A 20,518-nucleotide genomic window follows, 5' to 3' on the forward strand; every position below is an offset into this window, starting at 1 on the left:
GCGTCCGACCCGGTGCCCGTCGTCACGGAGCCGACATCCGAACCGGCGCCCGTCGCGACCGAACCGGCACCCGCCGAGACGACCGACCCCGCGCCGGTCACGACCGACGCCCCCGTGGCCGACCAGACCACCGGCCCCGCCACCGACGGGCTCACCGTCGACCCGGCGGCGACGCAGCCTGTCGAGCAGGCGGCATCCCTCATCGTCACTCCGCTGGCCGTCGTGAGCCCGTGGTCGGTCTCGATCTCGGGCATCGTCACGGTGACCCTCGACGGCACCGACATCGTGATCGGGGCAGAGCGTCGCGCCCTCGACACGATCGGCTCGCTCACGATCGCCGGATCGAACGGCGACGACACGCTCGTGTTCGACGCCGCGGCACTCGCGGCACTCGCCGGCCTGGGCATCGCCATCTCGTTCGACGGCGGCGCGGGCAGCGACAAGGTCACCGGCCCGTCGGGCACCGTGCACTGGACCATCACCGGAGCAGGCGCGGGCGTGCTCGCCGCCGGTGGCGCAGCCGTCGGCTTCACCGGCGTCGAGCGGCTGCAGGGCGCGGGCAACGACACCCTCTCGGGCGGCTCGGCCGACGCGCAATGGATCATCGACGGACCCGGCTCGGGCCTGACGGCGGACATCGCCTTCGGCGGCATCGATGCCGTGGTCGGCGGCAGCGGGGCCGACGCGTTCGCGGTGCGGGCGACCGGCTCGATCGCCTCGATCGCGGGCGGCGGCGGTGCGAACACGCTCGTCGGTCCGGACGTCGCGAACACCTGGACCGTGACGGGAATGGATGCCGGCACCCTGGGCGCGACCGCCTTCACGGGCATCGGCACCCTGGTCGGCGGCACCGCGAACGACACCTTCAAGGTCGGCAGCGCCGGTGCGCTGTCGGGCGGCGTCGAAGGCGGCGCGATCGCCGACACGTCGACGCCTCCCGTGGACGTGCTCGACTTCTCGGCCCGCGGCGGGCAGATCGTGGCGATCCTCGCCGGCGGCGCCGTCGACATCGCGACCGCCTTCTCGACCGCGACCTCGGGTGCCCCGCCCTCGGGTACGGTGCGGCTCGACACCCCCGTGCAGAATCAGGCGACCCACGTCGTGATCAGCACGACCGACGCCGCGGGCGCGTCGGTGGCCGCATCCATCGATCGCATCGATGCGGCGAACGGGGGCGGAGAGCTGCTCATCAGCGGCACCGCCGATCCGTCGGCGTGGCTCCTGTTCCGGGTGCTCGGCATCACCGCGCCGGGCCTGCCGGGCGAATCGCGCACCGTGACGGTGCAGGTCATCGCTGCCAGTGCCGCGTCGCCCTTCGCCGGCGGTGCGGACGTGACCCTGTCATACGTGCCGCCCGCCAACCTGGTGTCCGGGTTCGGCACGTTCTCGGGCATCGACAGGCTCGTGGGCTCTGCGAGCTCGGGCGACAGCATCCGCGGCCCTCCCGACGCGAGCGTGCGCTGGAGCATCACCGGCGCGAACTCCGGCACCGTCGCCGGCATCGACTTCTCGTCGATCGAGAACCTCGTCGGAGCGGCGAACAACGCCGATGTGTTCGAGGTCACCACCGGTTCGATCGGCTCAGTGGCCGGCGGCAGCGGCGGCACCGATGTCCTTGTCATCTCGTGCCTCTCTTCGTGCGGCAGCATCACCGCCGCCCTCTACAACGTCAGCGGGATGGATGCCGCCGGCACCGCCTCGCTCTTCGGCCGCACCATCGCGTACAGCGGCCTGGACGCGCAGACCCCCATTGCCTACGTGGGCGGCACGGCGGCCGACCCCGACACGGTGCGCATCACCGGCACCCCGTCGAACGACACCATCACCATCTCGGCGCACCCCACCGACCCCGACCGCATGCGCGTCGACTACGGCTCGCGGGGCTGGGCCGACGCGATCACCCACGTGGTCGCCACGGTGCTCGAGTTCGTCGTGCCGAACACGTCGCTCGTCGTCGAGGGCCTCGACGGCGCCGACATCATCGTCATCACCGGCCTCGCCGCCGGGTGGGTGAGTGGAGCGACGTTCGTCGTCTACGGCAACCGCCGCCTGAGCGATGCGATCCCGATCTTCGTCGACGACCCCGAGGCCGACAGCGTCACCTTCACCGGCGACGTGTCGACCAACGACGGGGTGATGGAGATCTACGCGGCCCACATCACGGTGGACGCGGGTGTCGCGATCGACACCGGCGCGGGCTGGGTCACCTTCCGCGTGCGGCAGATCGGCAGCGCGTTCGCCGAGAACCTCTCGCCCGGCCGTGTGAGCGACCGCAACGTGTCGATCACGATCGGCGACGGCGCCACGGTGCACGCCACCGGGATCTTCTTCATCGCACAGGCGGAGGACCGCAGCCTCGTCGAGTATCTCGGCGTGAGTCGCGAAGTCGCGAACTTCGTGCTCAACCCGCTCACCGACCTGCTGGGCAGCATCATCGCGCTCCCGGTCAAGGTGCTCGTCAAGCAGTCCACCGCCACCATCACGATCGGGGTGGGCGCCCAGCTCATCGGTGACGACACCGTCGGCATGTACGCGACCGCCGTCGCCGTCGCCGGCGGCACCGTGCGCGGCAGCCTCGTGAGCGTCGGGTTCGTCCAGGCGGCCGCGACGGCCACCGTCACGGTGAAGCAGAACGCGCTCATCACCAGCACCGCGGCGATCGTCATCACCGCCACCGCGAACGCCGGCGCCTCGATCAGCGCGTCGACCGAAAGCGAGCTCGAGAGCCTGGCCGACTTCGGCGGCGACCAGGTCGCCATCGCGGTCGCGGTGAGCAACGCGGTGTCGAACTCGCACATCCTCATCGCCCAGGGCGCCGTGATCGAGGCCGGCAAGACCGCCAACATCATCGCCGGCGGCGCGGTCGAGTCCGAGGCCGAGGCCGAGTCGGGCATGTACGCCGACGGCTCGGCGGGGCTGGCCTTCAGTATCGAGCTGTCGAACGCCGACATCACGACCGTCGTGAACGGCACCGTGATCGCCCACATGACGCCGTGCGAAGACGTCACCGGGACGCTCACCGGCTGCTCGACCGTGAAGATCGAGATCGATCCGCTCGTCGCGAACCTCAAGGACGTCGGCTACGTCGACTACGCCAACGACCGCATCCACGTCGGCATGCACGGTCTGGTCACCGAAGACGTCATCACCTACACCTCGCGTCGCGGGAGCAACATCGGCGGTCTCGTCGACGGTCGCACGTACTTCGTCATCTGGATGGCCGACGATGTGACGACCCTCGACCTGAACGAGTCCGAGTTCATCGCGCTGGCGGCATCCGAGCAGGCAGCCGTGCGCGCCGCCACATGCAGCGCGGGCGAGGACCACGCGGACTACCTTCTCTACCTCGTGTGCCTGCAGCAGTACACCGTGGATCTCACCCAGGCGGGGTTCCCGGCGACCACCGACAACACACGCGAATTCACCGCCGCCGACGTCGACGCGGCCACCGACACGGTGACGCTGCACTGGACCGGCGGAGTCTTCAACACCTTCGAGCTCGGCCAGGCGGTCGTCTACCACCAGAAGGGCACCACGAAGATCCAAGGGCTCGACGACGGCGCGACCTACTACGTGATCGCCAGCACCAGCCAGACCAACCTGCAGGGCAACACGCGCTTCACCGACGCCCAGGTGATCGGGCTCGCCGAGAGCGAGAACGAGGCCCGCGCCGGCGTGTTCATCGACATCGGCCCCGCCCAGGCGGGCAGCTACTCGTTCTCGGCCAAGCACGTGCTCGACACCGGCTTCGCGACGGGCGTCGGCATCCTCGCCAAGCTCGACGCGAAGGACTCGTCGAGTGCGGGAGCGGGACTCGCCGACACCGGGCATCCCGTGACCTGGTGGGCGAAGCTCAAGGAGCTCTTCGGCTACAGCTACGCCGACCAGCTGTTCACCTCGCTCACGTCGAAGTTCGCATCGACCGCACCTGCCGCCGGCGTGAGCTCGCCGCCGGCGCTGAGCGTCGCCGGCGCGCTGGCTTTCATCTCGGGCGTCCACCACGTCGAGACGACGATCGGCGCCACGGCGGTCGTGAAGTCGGGCGAAGACCTCGAGATCAAGGCCACCATCGCGCAGGGCTACACCATCAGCGCGAACAGCAGCATCGAGCCGCAGACCGACGACGCCGGCAACCTCGCCGGCTCGAGCGCCGACACCGCCATCAGCGTCGCAGCCTCCATCGCCGTCTTCGAGAACACGGCCATCGCGACGGTCAGGACTGGGGCGAAGGTCGACGGGCTTCGCGCGACCCGCGTGATCTCGGACGTGAGCTACCCCTTCCTGGTGCGCTTCGACGAGTACATCCCGCTGTCGTGGAGCGAGTTCATCGACCGGTTGCGCACCGAGGGCCCCGCGGCCGTGCTCAAGTACCTCAACGGCACGCTGGGTCTGCAGGGCATGTTCAACGCCTGGACGACCGCCACGGCCACCGCCGACATGATCGCCCTCGCCGGCTCGCTCACGGTGCTCGTGCTCACCAACGTCTCGACGGCGACGGTGCAGGGCGGCGTCGACATCAACCAGAACGAGAAGTGGCGCTCCACGGACGCCACGGACCCCGAGGCGATCAACGCCACGCACTACAACAACAGCGGCGAGCAGACGGTGTCGGTCGAGGCGACCAACTACCAGCAGCTGCTGTCGATGACCGGCAACTTCTCGCTTCCCGACCTCGATCTCGACACGCGCGACGCGAAGTTCCAAGAGCGGCTGAAGACCCCGGCTATGAGCGGCGGCGGCGAGAAGGGCGGCGCGGGCGGCGCGTTCCTCATCTTCGTGCAGGACAACACCACCCACGCGATCGTCCAGGACGGCGCCCGGATCTTCAGCGGCTTCGACGGCGGCTTCAACATGAAGGCCGAAGAGGCGCTGTTCCACATCGACCTCGTGCAGTCGGGCAGCAACGGGGGCGCGTTCACGATCTCGGGATCGGTCGCCTACGTCGGCCAGCGCAGCGACACCCTGGTGCGGCTCGGTGCGAACGCGATCGTGCGCGGCCGGGACGTCCGCCTGTACGCCGGCGACCTCACGACGCAGGTGACCTGGGTCGGCGCCGTGGCCTTCGGCACCGGACTCGGTGTCGGGTTCTCGCTCGCCGTCAACGACCTGCACCGCACGACCAAGGCCGTCATCGGGGATCCGGATGCCTCGACCTCGACCGCCGCGACCGCGCGGTCGGATGCGAACATCGTGGTGTCCGGCGTGGTCGACGTGCTCGCGAAGATCGACGGCGACCTGTGGGCCTTCACCGTGGCGGGCGCCTTCTCGGGACCTGCGGCACCGAAGCCCACCCCGCCGGCGGGGACGTCGCCCCAGCCGCTGCAGCTGCTCGGCGGAGCTGGACAGCCGGCCACCCAGTCGCAGGCCGCGGTGGCCGCCGCGGTGGCCGTCAACGTCGTGGTCGACACGGTGCAGGCCTCGATCGCCGACGCGGGTCGCCTCACTGCGGGCAGCGTCAAGGTGACCGCGGTCGACGACTTCTGGCAGCGGGCCATCACCGGCGGCGCCGCGCTCGTCGCAGGTGCGAAGACGAATGCCGCGGCGCTGGCGGGCGCCCTCAGCGTGAACCTCATCGACGCCACGACTCGATCCTTCATCGTCGCCACCGACATCACGACGACCGACGGGTCGCTCGTGGTGCAGGCTACGCGCACGGGTGACCTCTTCAGCCTCTCGGCCGGGATGGCCGCGGCAGCGGGCACCGAATCGGTGTCGATCGCCGGATCGTTCTCGTTCAACACCGTCTACGGCACCACCGAAGCCGTCGTGCAGAACGTCCGGGGCACGATCGCCGCCGACGTGGTGGCAGCCGGTCACGACGGCACGCGCATCGTGGCGGTCGGCGGGGGCATCGGCTTCGGCGGCGCCGTCGGCATCGGCCTGGGCCTCGCACTGAACCTCCTCGGCACGGAGGCGCGCCCGCTCATCTCGAGCGCCCGCATCTCGGGCTCGACCCTCACCATCGGCGGCAAAGTGCTGTCGGTCACGGCGAAGAGCCTCAACGATGACACCGGCCAGCGCATCTACGCGATCGGTGCGGGCGTCGGGCTGGCGGCCGACGCGAAGGCGCACATCGGCGGCGCCTTCCAGTTCGCCGTCAACATGCTCGTGTATCGCACGGTCGCGGAGATCACCCGCAGCACGATCCTGCGGACGCCGGACTCCACGAACACCCTCGACGTCACCGTCACCGCGACCGACGACTCCGGCATCGTCGCCATCGGCGGCGCGATCGCCGTGACGACCGGCAACGCGCTCGGCGCGGCCGTCGGCTACAACGAGGTCCAGGGAGACGTCCGCGCCCGTCTCGACGACGTCGACCTCACCACCAACGGCAAAGTCACGGTCGAAGCCACCTCTCGGGCAGAGATCGGCGGCGTCGCGGTCGGCGTGGCAGCCTCGGCGGCGACCGGCAACAGCCTCGCCGCCTCGGGGTCGCTCCTGATCAACATCATCGACAACCGCATCATCGCCGAGATCGTCGACACGGTGTCGGCCTCGCCGATCGGGGCGTCGGTCATCGATGCGCAGGGTCCGGTGTCGGTGAATGCGACCGACGCGTCGCTCATCGTGTCGCTCGCGGGCGGCGTCGCCCTCGCGACCGGGGGCCCGGCCGTCGGCGCCGCGATCAGCTACAACCTCATCTCGAACGTCATCTCGGCCCGTATCGACGGCGTCTCGGTCTTCGCGCGGGGCGCGGCATCCGACATCACGGTCGCCGCCCGTTCGACCGCCACGCTCGTCGCGATCGCGGTGGGCGGCGCGCTCGCCGGCGACAACGGCTTCGCGATCGGCGGGGCGATCACGGTCAACTCGATCGCGAACACGCTCACGGCGGTCATCGCCCACAGCCCGGCGGTGCAGGCCGGTCGCGACGTGCTCGTCACGGCGGCCGAGTCGGTGACGCTCATCGTCGTCGCCGGCGGCGTCGGCATCGCGTTCGGCGGCGTGGCCGTCGGCGCGTCGTTCGCCTACAACTTCATCGGGGGCAGCTTCGACGCCGCCAACCCGGACCACACCAACAGCGACACCGCCACCGTCGACGGCGAGCTCGACCAGATCATCGCCGCGATCGACGACGCGCAGGTCACCGCGGGCCGCAACATCGTCGTGACGGCCGGCTACCTGCCCGCGAACACGGGAGTGCCGAGCGGCGTCACCCTCGACATGGGCACCGGCACGCCCCTCGCCATCGCGATCCCGGGTGATCCCAGCACCGAGGGCAGCCCGGCCTTCACCTCCACCATCGTGAGCGTCACGGTGGGCGCCGCGGGCGGCAACGACCTCGCGGTCGGCGGCTCGATCTCGATCAACGTGATCATGCACGACATCGTCGCCCGGATCACCGGCAGCCGGCCCGTCGCCGCGGGCGGCAGCATCCTCGTCGCCGCATCGGACGACCTGACCGCCGTCGCCGTCGCGGGCGGGATCGGCTTGGGCGACAACGCCGCCGGCGTCGCCGTCCCGCTGCAGATCGACGTGAGCACCGTGCACGCCTTCATCGGCGACGGCGCGGTCGTCGACGCCCGCGGCAGCGCCGCGCTCGCAGTGCCGGACGGCCGTGGCCAGACGGTCGTACGCCGCGGTGTCGCGGTGGTCGCGACCGCGACCGAGGACGTCGTCACGGTCGGCATCGGACTTGCGGGCGCGGGCGAGGTCGCCGGTGCCGGCGGCGGCGCGGTCACCGTGATCGACCGCGAGACGCACGCGTGGATCGGCGCCGGCGCCCGCATCAACACGACGGCAGGCATCGAGAACGTCGCGCAGGACGTGCTCGTGCTCGCCTCCGACCGCACCCTGCATGTCGCGGTCGCGGGTGCGGCGGCCGGATCGGGCAGTGTCGGCATCGGGGCGGGACTCACCGTCGCCGTGCTCACGAAGAACACGCAGGCGTGGATCGGAGCCGGGGCCGACGTGCAGGCGCAGGGCGACGTGCGGGTGATCGCCGTCTCGACCGAACTGGTCGTCGGCGTCGCGGTGGCCGGCGCCGTGAGCGGCGACGTCGCCGTGGCCGGTGCGGGCGGTGTGTACGTCATCGATGTCACCACCCGGGCTGCGATTGCCGGCACCGACGCGGGCGCGACCCCGACGACGGTGCGCGCCGACGGGAGCGTGCAGGTGGCGGCATCCTCGGCTCTGCAGGTCGACGTGGTGTCGGGCAACCTCGCCGTCGGCATCGAGATCGGCGGCGTCGGCGGCGCCCTCGTCGTGCCGGTGGTGACGAAGACGACGGATGCCACGATCGGCGCCCGCGCGGTGATCGTGGCCCGCGGCCTCCGGCCCGGGATCACGGTCGAAGACGGACTGTCGGAGCTGCTCGCGGCGAACGCCTGCAGCGGCGGTACCCGCGACCCGCATCAGGTGACCGCGCCGTGCCTCACCGCCCAGGACGTGGGCTACGACCAGTCGCAGCACGGCAGCGACACCTCTCAGAGCCCGCTCACCTCGCCGCAGCTCACGAAGGACCGCACCGTCCAGGAGCACGCCCGCACCGGCTTCACCGGTGTCGCGGTCACCGCGCTGAGCCACGACGACATCGGCGCGTTCGGCATCGGCGCCTCGGGCGGCCTCTTCGTCGGGGTTCAGATCTCCGCGCTCGTCCACGTGCTGAACGCCACCACGAACGCCGAGATCGACGACCTCGCGCAGGTCTCTTCGGGCGGCGACGTGCTCGTGATCGCGGCGAACGACTACCAGCTGCTGGGCATCGCCGGCGGCGCGTCGGTCGGCGGGGTCGCCGCGACCCCCGGCATCCAGGTCGCCGTCGTCACCGTCGACACCACCGCCCGCATCGGCAAGAACGCTGTGGTGACGGCCCAGGGCGACGTGATCGTACGAGCCGCAGCGAGTGAGGAGACGCTCGTCATCGTCGTGGCCATGGGTGTCGGCGCCACCGGCTTCGGAGGCGCGGTCGGCGTGCTCGTCATCGACGCCACGACCTGGGCGTCGATCGACGACGGCGCCGTCATCACCGCGGGAGGCAGCGCGCTCGTCAGCGCCTTCGACGCCACCGGCATCGACCTCATCACGATCGGCGCCGGCATCGGCCTCGGCGGAGCGGGCGCCGGTGCAGGCGTCGGTGTCACGGTGCTCACGAAGTCGACACGGGCCTGGATCGGCGCCGCCACCGTCGACGCCTCGGGCAACGGCGCGGCGATCGACGTGTACGACGGCACTCTCGGCGCCGACGGGGCATTCGGCCACACCACTGCGACAGGCGTGGTCGTGACCGCCGTCAGCAGCGAGGACGTCGTGTCGGTCGCGGTCGCCGCGGGCGGGGGTTTCGCCGCCGGCATCGCGGGGGCCGTGACCGTCGAGGTGATCAACGCCGACACGCGGGCGTACATCGCCGGCGGCGCCCGCATCAACACCGCGACGCCGAACGCCTCGGCGACCCAGGACGTGCGGGTCGCGGCCGTCGACGACCTGACGGTGCTGGTCATCGCGGGCGCGCTCGCGATCGGCATGGTCGGGCTCGGCGGCGGCGTCGACGTGGGCGTCGTGAACAACGACACCACGGCGTGGATCGCCGGCGCCGACGTGCGGGCCGAGCGCGACATCGCCGTGGCCGCCCTCGCCGACCGCCACATCCGCACCTACGCGCTCAGCGCGTCGGGCGGGGCCGCGGCGCTCAGCGCGGCGATCTCGGTGTGGGTCATCGCCGGCGACCTGGTCAGCACCTACGCGTACGCCGACAAGGACGAGAACGGCAACGCGACCAACCCGACCTACGACGCCCTGGGGGACAAGGGCGCGGGCGCGACGCTGGCGAACGCCGACGCGCTCATCGGGGGCGGCTCCGCGTCGACCGAGATCGGCAAGGTCGGCGGTGCCGGTCACGGCCGCGCGAACGCGGGAGTGCTGCAGAGCGCCGCCACCTCGGCGAACGGCTCGCTCAGCGGCGCGTCGCCCGCGGGCAAGATCGGCGCGGCTCGCACCGCACCGGCTCCTGAGGCCGGCATCCCGGCGGGTACGGCGGCGTTCATCGGCCGCAACGCGACACTCACCGCCGGGCGCGACATCCGCGTCGACTCCCGCAGCCGCCTCGACCTCACGCAGGTGACCGGCGGCTTCGGCTTCGGCGCATTCGGCGGCGGCGTCTCGGTCTCGGTGCTCACGGTCAACGAGAACGTCACGGCCTTCGTCGGTTCGGGCGCCACGCTGCAGGCCGGCCGCGACGTCGCCGTCGCAGCGCATCTGCGCGACGCGATGAACGTGCTGGCGATCACGACGGGCCTCGCGCTCCTCGTCGGCATCGGCGTGACGGTCGCGGTCGTCTACGACGGCGGCACCGCCGCCGCGTTCCTCGAAGACGCCGTGGACGGGGACGGCGTCACCATCCGCAGCGCGGGTGCCGTGAGCCTCACGGCGGTGAAGGAGTTCCTCCTCACCATCTCGGCCTACGCCATCGGCGGCTCGTTCGTCGTCGGCGCCGGTGCGGGCGTCGTCGTCGTCACCGACGAGGGCAGCGCCACCGCGTACCTCGGCACGAACTCGCGCATCGGCCAGCCCAGCAGCCCGGTGGCATCGGTGTCGCTGTCCGCCACCCACACGGCGAGCGTGCATGAGTTCGCGAACGCGTCGGTGAACGTGCTCGCGGTGGGCAACGGCGGCATCGGCGTCGGCATCGCCGCGGGCGTCCTCGTCATCACGATCGGCGCCTCGGGCGCCGCCGTCGGGTCGGCCGAGGTGCGCCGCGGCACCCTGATCTACGCGACCGGCACGGTGCGGGTGGCATCGGCGTTCACCCCGACCGTCGTCGCGCACGCCGCCGGCGGTGCGGGCGGGGGGCTCGTGGCCGTCGGAGCAGTCGTCGTGCACGTCACGATCGCGGGGCTCGTGCTCGCCGCCGTGCGCGACGCGGTGCGGATCGAGGCCGGCGCGCTCGAGGTGTCGGCCACCGACACCGTCGACGCCAGCGCCGAGCTCGTCGCCGTGGCGATCGGCATCTTCGGCGGATCGGGCGCCCGCGTCGACGTCGACGTCGACGTCGACACCCACGCGCTGCTCGGCTCGGCCACGGGCGCCACCACCACGATCGCGATCGGCGGGGCGATCTCGGTGCTCGCCACCTCGACCCGCACCCTCTCGGCCTACGCACACGGCGGTGCCGGCGGCGCCGCCGCGGTCACCTTCATGATCGCCAGTGCCGCCCTCACCGGATCCACCCACGCCGGCATCCTCGGCAACACGGTCATCGTGCGCGCACTGGCGGTCGCCGTCATCGCCGACCTGCGCTCGGCGACGGCGACCGCCACCGTCGTCGTCGGCTCGGGCGGCCTGATCGACGTCCGCGGCACGGCGGCGTACGCCACGACGAAGCCCGTCGTGCGGGCCTGGATCGGCGACGGCGTGATCATCGGCGACGTGAGCGTTCCGTCGGCGCCCGTGCCGATCACCGGCGGCGTCACGGTGGCCGCCCGCGCCCGCGCCGAGGCCGACGCCACGGGCAACGCGTTCGGCGGCAGCGGCGTCGGCGTCGGCATCCCGTACGCACGCGCCGAACTCGGCCCCGACCTCGACGCGTACCTCGGCACCGCGGGCGCCACCGCGCGCACCGTCATCTACGCGGGCGGCACCGTGCACGTGGAAGCGACGCTCAAGGACGACGCCGGAGCATCGCAGCCCGTCACCGACCGCGTGACCGCCGTCGACGCCTCCAAGGACACCGTCACCTTCACCTACCCCGGCGTCGTCGAGGGCAGCGTCGTGAGCTACCAGGCCACCGCCGACGGGATCCTCGGCCTCAACAAGGGTGCCCGGTACACCGTGATCGACACGGGCGTGGCCGGGCAGATCCGGCTGGGCGCCATCTTCGACGCCGCCGCGATCGACCCCGTCACCGAGATCATCACGTTCGGCGCGGCCCACGGGTTCAAGAACGGCGATTGCGTCGTGTACGACGCGCGTGGCGGTGCGTCGATCATCGCGGGCGCCGGCGCCACCACGGGAACCTGCGCGGGAGCCGGCCGGTTCTACGTCCGCCGGATCGACGACTTCCGCATCAAGCTCATGACGACGTATGCGGCGGCCACCGCCGCGACCGAGACGCCGCTGGCTCCCGCGATCGCCGACGGCCGTCTGCAGGATGCCACGCTCGGCGCCCTCCCGAACGGCACGGCCGTGCAGTACCACGCGTCCTTCGTCGCCGACTTCATCGCAGCAGGCGTCGACGTGACGGTGCACCAGGTGGAGGATCCCCGCGACCCCACGAAGAAGATCTGGGCGCCGGTGACGACGACGACCGCCGACAACAAGACCGTCGTCGCGCACGTGGCCGGGGCGAACAACATCTTCCTCGGCATCGAGCTCACCGCGGCGCTGCACACGGGTGACGCCGTCGTCTACTACGGCACCGGCATCACGGGGCTGCAGAACGGCCACACCTACTACGTGATCGTGCAGGCGAACGGACTCATCCAGCTCGCCGACAGCCACTGCCACGCGGTCGGCTGCACCGACGATCCCGCGCATGCGCTCGACATCGCGCCCGGCGCGAACGAGAACGTCACCGTGTCGCTGCAGAAGGCGCTGCCGGGACTCCGCGACGGCTACACGTACTACACGGTCGACCGCGCCGCCGACGGGTCGAGTGTCGCACTCGCGGCCTCGGCGGGCGGCACCGCGATCGCCCTCGGCGACGCGGCCGCCGCCATCCACCGCTTCGGCATCGTGCAGGTCGACCTCAAGGCGGGCTCTGGCAGCCAGGTGGTCTACGCGCACCTCACCAGCCCGTCGCTGCCGGCCGGCATCCACACGCTCGGCGGCCCCGGCGGCGAACCGCTGGCCGATCTCGCACCCGCCGCGGGCGACGGCGCCTCGGGGGCGACCGTCAACGGAGGCTCGGTCGGCATCATCGCCGACATCTCGGTGCCGAGCGCACGCATCGACGGCACCCCGACGGTGAACGCGAGCCTCGGCACGGTCATCGTGCGGGCGGGCCAGTCGGTCGAGGTGGTGGCATCCAGCCGCACCCGCGCGGTCGCCTACGCCAACAGCGCCGGCGCAGGCGGCGTCGCCGTGGGAGAGGCGCACGCCGACACCGTGTTCGACACCGCCACGACCGACGTGTCGATCGCAACCGGCGCCGACATCCGCGCCGGGGCGGATGTGCTCGTCGCCGCCTCTTCCGATCACCGCATCTCGGCCAGCGCCACCTCGAAGGGCGGCGGCGTCATCTCGGCCAAGATCGCCGAGACGACCGCGCGCATCGACAACGACACCACGGCGACGATCGGCGCGAACGCCGTGATCGTCGCCGGGCACCACATCATCGTGCGCACCGATCTCGCCACGAACGGCAAGACGCTGTCCGACACCGAGTCATGGGGCATCGGGGCGGGCGCGGATTCCGACAACACCAACGACGACCGCGGCGTGCGGATCGGATCGTCGACGGATGCCTCGACCTCGCGCGTCGTGATCGGCTCGGGTGTGCGCCTCACCGGCGAGACGGTCGACCTCGACGCGTTCGTGTCGCGCATCACCGCGAGCGCCACGGCGAAGGCGCTGGGCGTCAACCCGATCCTGCTGGGCGTCGCGACGGCGTTCGCCAACGCCGAGGTGGACCTGTACCTCACCGTCGCGGTCGAGGTCGCCGGCGGCGGAACGATCATCCGCGGCGACCGCGGCGTCGACCTCAAGGCGCACACCGCCGGCATCGTCATCGAGCGCAACGCGATGCGGCTCGCGGTGGCCCTCATCCCGCCGCAGCACGCCGAGAACAACGGCGCGGGCCGCATCGACACCACCGTCGACACGGCCAAGGGCGCGCTGATCATCGCCGGGGCGCGGCGCACCGACCCGGCGTCGGGGCTGGCCGCGGCATCCGATCCCGGTCATGTCGCGCTGTACGTGCTCTCGACCAACGCGAGCGTCACCTACTCGAACCCCGACACCGACAGTGACCGCTACCGCGACGGCGACGGTTCGCCGTTCGGCGAGGCGCGCCTCATCCAGTGGGATGCCGACGTCATCGTGCTCGGCGGACTGAACGGCGCGCCGCTGCTCGTCGTCGGCGCCGACGGCCGAGTCATCGCCGTCAATGCGATCACCATCAACGGCGGGGTCGCCCCGCAGGTCGGCGACCTGGTCGATCCTGACGGCGACGGCGCCTACGTCATCGACCCGATCCGCAACGACGGGTACGCGAACGTGCTGTTCGAGGCCAAGTGCACGCCGACCGACGAGGTGTCGTGCTCCATCGAGAACGGCGAGGGCTACGCGTCGAGCGTCGACGGCCGCGCGAACGACCCGTGGCCGACGTTCGAGTTCCGCGACACGCTCGAGTCCGTGATCATCGTCGACCGGTCGGGCAAGAGGGTCACGATCGGCGACATCGACGTGGTCAACGCGTTCGGCTCGTGGCCGTACGTCGTGCTGCGCTCGTCGGGAGGCGCGCTGGAGTCGCACGTGGAGCTCGAGTTCGATCTGCGGCACGCGGCAGCCCCGAGCCTCGTCGACATCGAGAAGCGCGGCGACAACGACGTGCTGCTGAACGGGCACATCGACAACCCGGTCGGCCTCACGCGCATCGTCAACCTCTTCGGCGACATCCTGGCGTCCTCGTCACTCACGATGATCGTGACGAACCTGCTCGACATCGAGGCGACGCAGGGCACGATCGGGTCGGCGCAGCGCCGCCTGCCTGTCGACCTGGTGCGCTTCACCGCCCGCCCGAGGCTCGATGCGCCCACCGCGTCGGGGCCGCGCGACCCGCGACTGGCCGCCGTCGCCGGCATCGACGCGTACCTGAGCCTGCGCGGTGTCGACCGCACGCAGACCGGTGTCACGTCGATCGAGGTGACGCTCGACCTCGTGCGCGCCGGGCGCGACGTCGACCTCGAGCTGCGCACCGGCATCCGCCAGGGCGCATCGACGCGCACCGCCGACGTCAACGTGCAGGTGCCCCTCGAGGTCTCGATCTGGGCGACGGCCCGGCCGCACCGTCACCACTTCCGGGGCGTGAACAATGCGCTCGGCGCGTACGATCCCGCCCGCGCCGGAACGTCCGACTTCGTCGACCCGGCGATCGACGTCGCCGGCGCCGATGTCGAGATCGACAGCGTGTACCGCCTGCTGGCCCGCAACGCCCCGCGCGTGCGCACCGAGGTGCCGGTGGGCGGGTCGAGCGACACCATGTTCCTTCCGCTGATCGTGGCCGGCTGGTTCGTCGTCTTCGACGACGCCCCGCTCGCGCCCGGCACGCCGGGTGTCGTGGCGGGCGACCACCTCCGCATCCGCGACACCGAAGCGCTCGCCGGCGGACCGGATGCGGTGGATGCCGGGACTCCGCCCCAGATCGATGTCACCGGCTTCATCGACCTGACGTCGGTGAGCGCGGGCGGCACCGGCACCGGCTGGGTCGACGTCGACATCGACGGCTCGATCACGCTCGAAGAGGTGGCCGACGACTTCCGCATCGGTCTCATCCGCTCGCGCACGTCGGATGTCACCCTGGTGGCGGCCGCGAGCATGCTCGACGGCGACCCGGGCGACGCGGCCACCAACCCGGCCGACCCGCGCGACGTCGAGGGCGTGAACATCACCCTCACCGCCAAGACCGGGTCGATCGGCACCGAGGCGGATTTCCTGGAGATCAACCTGCTCGACACCGTGGGCGTCTCGCACACGCCGGTGAGCGGCATCCTGAACGCCACTGCCGCCCGCGGGGTCTACCTGTTCGAGACGATCGGCGACCTGCGCGTCGGCCTGGTCACCTCGAACCAGCTCGACGCGACGAAGGTCACGGACGTCTCGCTGGTCACCGGCGCCGGCTCGATCGTCGACGGACAGTCGGATGCCGCGGCCGACGTCGTGGCCGAGCGCATCGACCTGCGGGCCACGGGCGGCGGCATCGGCACGATGCTGAAGGACCTCGACGTGAACACATCGGCGATCAGCGGCACATCGGGCCGCCTCTACGCCTCGGCGGATGCCAGCGTCTTCGTCACCGAGACGGACGGCGACCTGCGTCTGCTCGCCGCCACCTCCCGCGACGGCCACGTGCGCCTCACGACGCCCGATGCCAACGGCGTGCGCGGCCCCCCGTCGACCGGCACGCAGGACCTCATCCTCCTCGTCAGCGGCACGAGCCTCGTCAGTCAGGGGCAGCCGCGCAGCACGACGCCCGACGCCGCCGACACCGCGACCGCGACGCGCACCGGCATCTGGGCCAAGCTCGACATCTCCCTGTGGGTGGGCGACGACCTCCTCGCCCCGGCGGGCTCCGACATCGTCGCCGGCCGCACCATCTACATCCACGGCGATGCGAACCGCGGACCCGCCGCCCCGACGGCGACCGATCCCGATCCGCTGGGCACGCCCGTCGCCGCGAACGCCGACACCCACTCCGACCTGGCCACGGCCCCGGCGGGCTTCGGCACGACGATGACGTTCGCCGGCCGCCTCGGCGGCGTCTTCGACCTCGACGGCGGCTCCGACCGCACGAACGGCGCCCTCGTCTTCGGGCACATCGACGTCGATCACTTCGACTTCGTCGCGACGCTGATCGGCACCGCCGTGCACGTCTACGGCAGCCAGAACCTGTCGGCGACCGACCGCACGGTCTGCGCCCCGGCGGTGCTCCAGGTCGGCTGCGGCGACGGCGAGGACGCCTTCCGCGTTCTGGCTCTGCGCACGCCCGATGACCCCGCCGCCCACACCCTCACCCTCGACGGCCAGCAGGGGACCGACTCCTACCGGGTCGAGACGACGACCGACGTGCAGCGCACGTACATCGTGAACCTGCTCGACACGGGGGCACCCGCCGACGGCGCCGACGTCGCGACCGTCGTCGGCACCGGCGGAGCCGACGTGTTCCTGCTGCGCCGGGTGTCGTACATCCCCGGTGAGAGCGCCCACAGCCCGGCCTTCGTCGCCCTCGTGCACGGCACGGCCGACGGCCTGCGCGCAACCCCCGCGAGCGGCACCGGCGTCGAGCGCATCAACTACGACGCCGCGCTCAACGGCCGCCTCTCGGTCGAGTCCGGCGCCGGCGACGACCTGTTCGCCGTCGACGACACCAGCACCACGGTGACCCTCGACGCCGGCGCGGGCGACGACGAGTTCCAGATGGGCCAGCTGTTCGGCACGCCGCGGGGCGCCTCCGCAGGTCTGCGGCCCGAAGACGTGTTCCCGCTCCTCATCGCCACGACCCGCGGCTATCTGAGCCCGGGCATCAGCGCGCCGCTCCTGGCGCTCGGCGGTGCCGGCAACGATCAGTTCACCGTCTACTCGAACCGTGCCGAGCTGCGCCTGGAGGGCGAGGACGGCAACGACCTGTTCGTGGTCCGCGCGTTCGCCCTCGCGGCGACCGACGCCGACGGCACGATCATGCGCGACGGGTCGGGCGCGGCGGTGCCGCTCATCGGCATCTCGACCGCCCACCCGCTCGACATCCGCGCCGGCGGCGGCGACGACGAGGTGCAGTACACGATGAACGCGCCCGTCTCGATCGACGGCGGCGGCGGGTACGACAAGCTCGTGATCCTCGGCACCGAGTTCGCCGACGATATCGTCATCACGGCATCCGCGATCTACGGCGCCGGACTCACCGTGCGGTACACGACCGTCGAGTCGGTCGAGATCGACGGCCTCGAGGGCGCCGACGAGTTCTTCGTGCAGTCGACCTCCGGTGGCGTCTCGTACCGCGTGATAGGCGGGCTCGGCAGCGACCGCATCAACATCGCGGGTGACATCTCGACCGACATCGTCGTGCGCGACATCGAGGGCGCCAGCGGTGCGATCGACCATCTCGTCACGTCGGGCGACGTCGACTACGACGGCATCGCCGCCCCCGGCATCGACCTGCACGTCGCCGGCACCAACGAGGGCCTCGTCGTCATCACCGAATCGGGCGGCGGCACGGCGGTCGCCGAGGGCGGCGGATCGGCCGCGTTCGACAGCTACACCGTCAAGCTCTCGCGCCGGCCCGTCGGCACCGTCTACGTCACGGTCACCGCCGCGCTGCCGGGCGTCGCCGAGCGGCTCGCCGCGCTCGCCGGCGACTCCGTGTGGCTGTGCGCGGGCAGCACCGCCCAGTGCGACGACGCGTTCGCCGAGTTCCGCCGCCACCTCGTCGAGATGGGCACGGTCGGCGACCCCGGTCTGCGCGCACTGGTGCTCACGTTCGACGCCTCGAACTGGAACCTGCCGCAGACCGTCCACGTCTACGCCGTCGACGACCTGCGCCCCGAGGGCGACCGCACGGTCGCGATCAGCCACACCACGTGGGCTGTGGATGCCGCCGACCGGGCCGCCGGCTTCGACGGCGCCGCGGTGCGCAACGTCGAGGTGCTGGTCCGCGACAACGACATGCCGGGCGTGACGGTCATCCAGGTGACCCCGGGGACCACGAACGAGGACCGCTCGACGGTCGTGCTCGAGGGTGCGAACGGGTTCTCCGACGAGATCCTCGTGGGCCTGTCGGCTCCGGCCGCCGGCACCGTGAAGGTGCGGCTCGATCTTCCTGACGGCCGCGTCCGCCTGGAGAGCAGCGACGGCCGCTTCGACACCGCGACCCGCACGATCACCTTCGCCGCCGGCGACATGACGCCGGTGCGCATCCGCATCGTGGCGATCGAAGATGCGGTCCGTCAGGACCCGACGTGGGTGCGCCTGATCGCTCACCTGCTGTCGGCGCCCGCCGGCTACGCCTTCGACGACCGCATCGTCTACGTCGACGTGCGCGACGACGACTCGGCCGGCGTCATCGTCACCCAGAGCGACGGGTCCACCACCGTCGTCATCGGCGGCACCGGCGACGACTACACGATCCGGCTCACGAAGCAGCCGACCGCCGACGTGCAGATCGCGATCCTCACCGACGGCCTCACCGACGTCGTCATGGGCGGCCGCATCACATGGCGCGCGATCGGCACCGACGGCGCGGGTCTGTACACCGGCGCCGTGACGATCGACGCGGCCACGCGTCGCATCACCCGCACCGACGGCGGCAGCTTCCTGGCCGCCGGATTCCTCGAGGGCATGCGCATCTCGCTCGACGGCGGCACGACGTACTTCAAGATCGCGGTGATCCGCGGCACGAACGCGACCCACGACGACGTGCTCGAGCTCACTGCCGACGGCACGCTGGTCGGCGCAGCCGGCACCGTCACGATCCGGCGGGTCGCGGCATCCCTCACCTTCACGTCGTCGAACTGGGCGTCGCCCGTGACCGTCGGCGTGGTCGCCGACCCGCAGTTCGCCGTGCCGCTCGTGCGCGAGGGCGTCAAGACCTTCGCGACGCAGCCGCACCTGCTGTCGCAGCTCGTCGGACCGGTGCAGGTCGAGGGCGGCACGACGCGCGCCGACCGGTCGCTGCGCCCCGGCATCAAGCTGCCGGGCGAGACCGACGGCCCGCTGCTGGGCATCGGCAGCGCCGCGTCGCTGCCCGAGAGCCAGAACATCGACATCCTGAGCATCTTCGACGACTCCAGCGTGCAGGACCACGTGCGCACGCTCACCTCGACGAGCCTCACCGGCACGGGACTGCCGGCCGGCTTCACCGTCGCCGGGGGCACCGCGTTCGGCGAGCCGGCCGTGGTCGCCGGGGGCATCTCATGGGGTCGGGTCGAGTTCACGACGGGCGCCGGCGGTGCCGTCACCGGGATCGACGCCGACGCGAACCTCTCGACGATCGAGGTGCTGAACCTGCTGCTGGGCACGGGCAACGACCGCCTGACGATCACCGGCACCCTGCAGCAGGCCCTCGAGGCCGACGGCCGCCCCGCCGCGTACGGCGTGCTGACGGTCGTCCACGGCGGCGGCAACCAGCTCGTCGGCGGCGTGGTCGGCGGCGACACGATCATCGTGACCGGCGGCGCCGGTCCCACCTCGCCGCTGGTCATCTACGGCGACACGTCGCAGGACGGCGTCTGGTACTCGGGCCACGCGGGCACGCAGGATCGTGGCGACTTCGGCGCGCAGCCGGTCGATCAGTTCCCGAACGTCCCCGACGAGGACGAGCGGTTCTGGCTGCCGCTCGCGAGCCCCTACGCGCACGCCGGCAACGACGTCATCGACGCCAGCGCCCTGTTCGCCGGGGCGGACCTGCCCACGATCGGTGTCGTGATCTACGGCGGCGCCGGCAATGACACGATCATCGGCACGCAGACGCACGACTACCTCGCGGGCGGCTCGGGCGACGACACGATCCTGGGCCAGCGCGGCAGCGACCAGCTCTACGGCGACTCCGGCGTCAACGTCGACATCCGCACGCGGCGGCTCGACATCCCGACTCACAGCGTCAGCGTGCACCCGATGGCCGACGGCCTGGTTCCGGGTGACGACGTGCTGCATGGCGAGGGCGCGGGCAGCGCGAGCGCGGGCGGCGCCGGTGCCTTCGACGACGTGATCTTCGGCGACCACGGCGTGGTGACGCAGGCCGTGACGCTGGAGCGCACCGACTTGCTCGGCCCGCCGGTGTTCGTGCGGCTGCTGACGGCGCGGCTCGTCACCGCCGTCGCGACCGCCGAGCCGCAGGCCGGGGGCGACGACGTGATCTCGGGCGACGTGG

At 71.7% G+C, this 20,518-nt stretch carries 1 protein-coding gene (cut by a window edge); it reads left to right on the forward strand.

Features of this window, described 5'->3' with window-relative positions; all coding sequences use genetic code 11:
- Positions 1-114: 114 nt before the first annotated feature.
- Positions 115-20,518, forward strand: the 5' portion of a protein-coding gene (locus ACI3KY_RS09285) for a Calx-beta domain-containing protein (RefSeq protein ID WP_404929888.1). Its footprint extends 6,671 nt past the window's final position; 20,404 of the gene's 27,075 nt are visible here — the first part of the coding sequence; its start codon is at positions 115-117; the stop codon falls past the right edge of the window.

Source organism: Microbacterium sp. ZW T2_14 (genome assembly GCF_044987405.1).
In the GTDB taxonomy this organism is placed as follows: domain Bacteria; phylum Actinomycetota; class Actinomycetes; order Actinomycetales; family Microbacteriaceae; genus Microbacterium.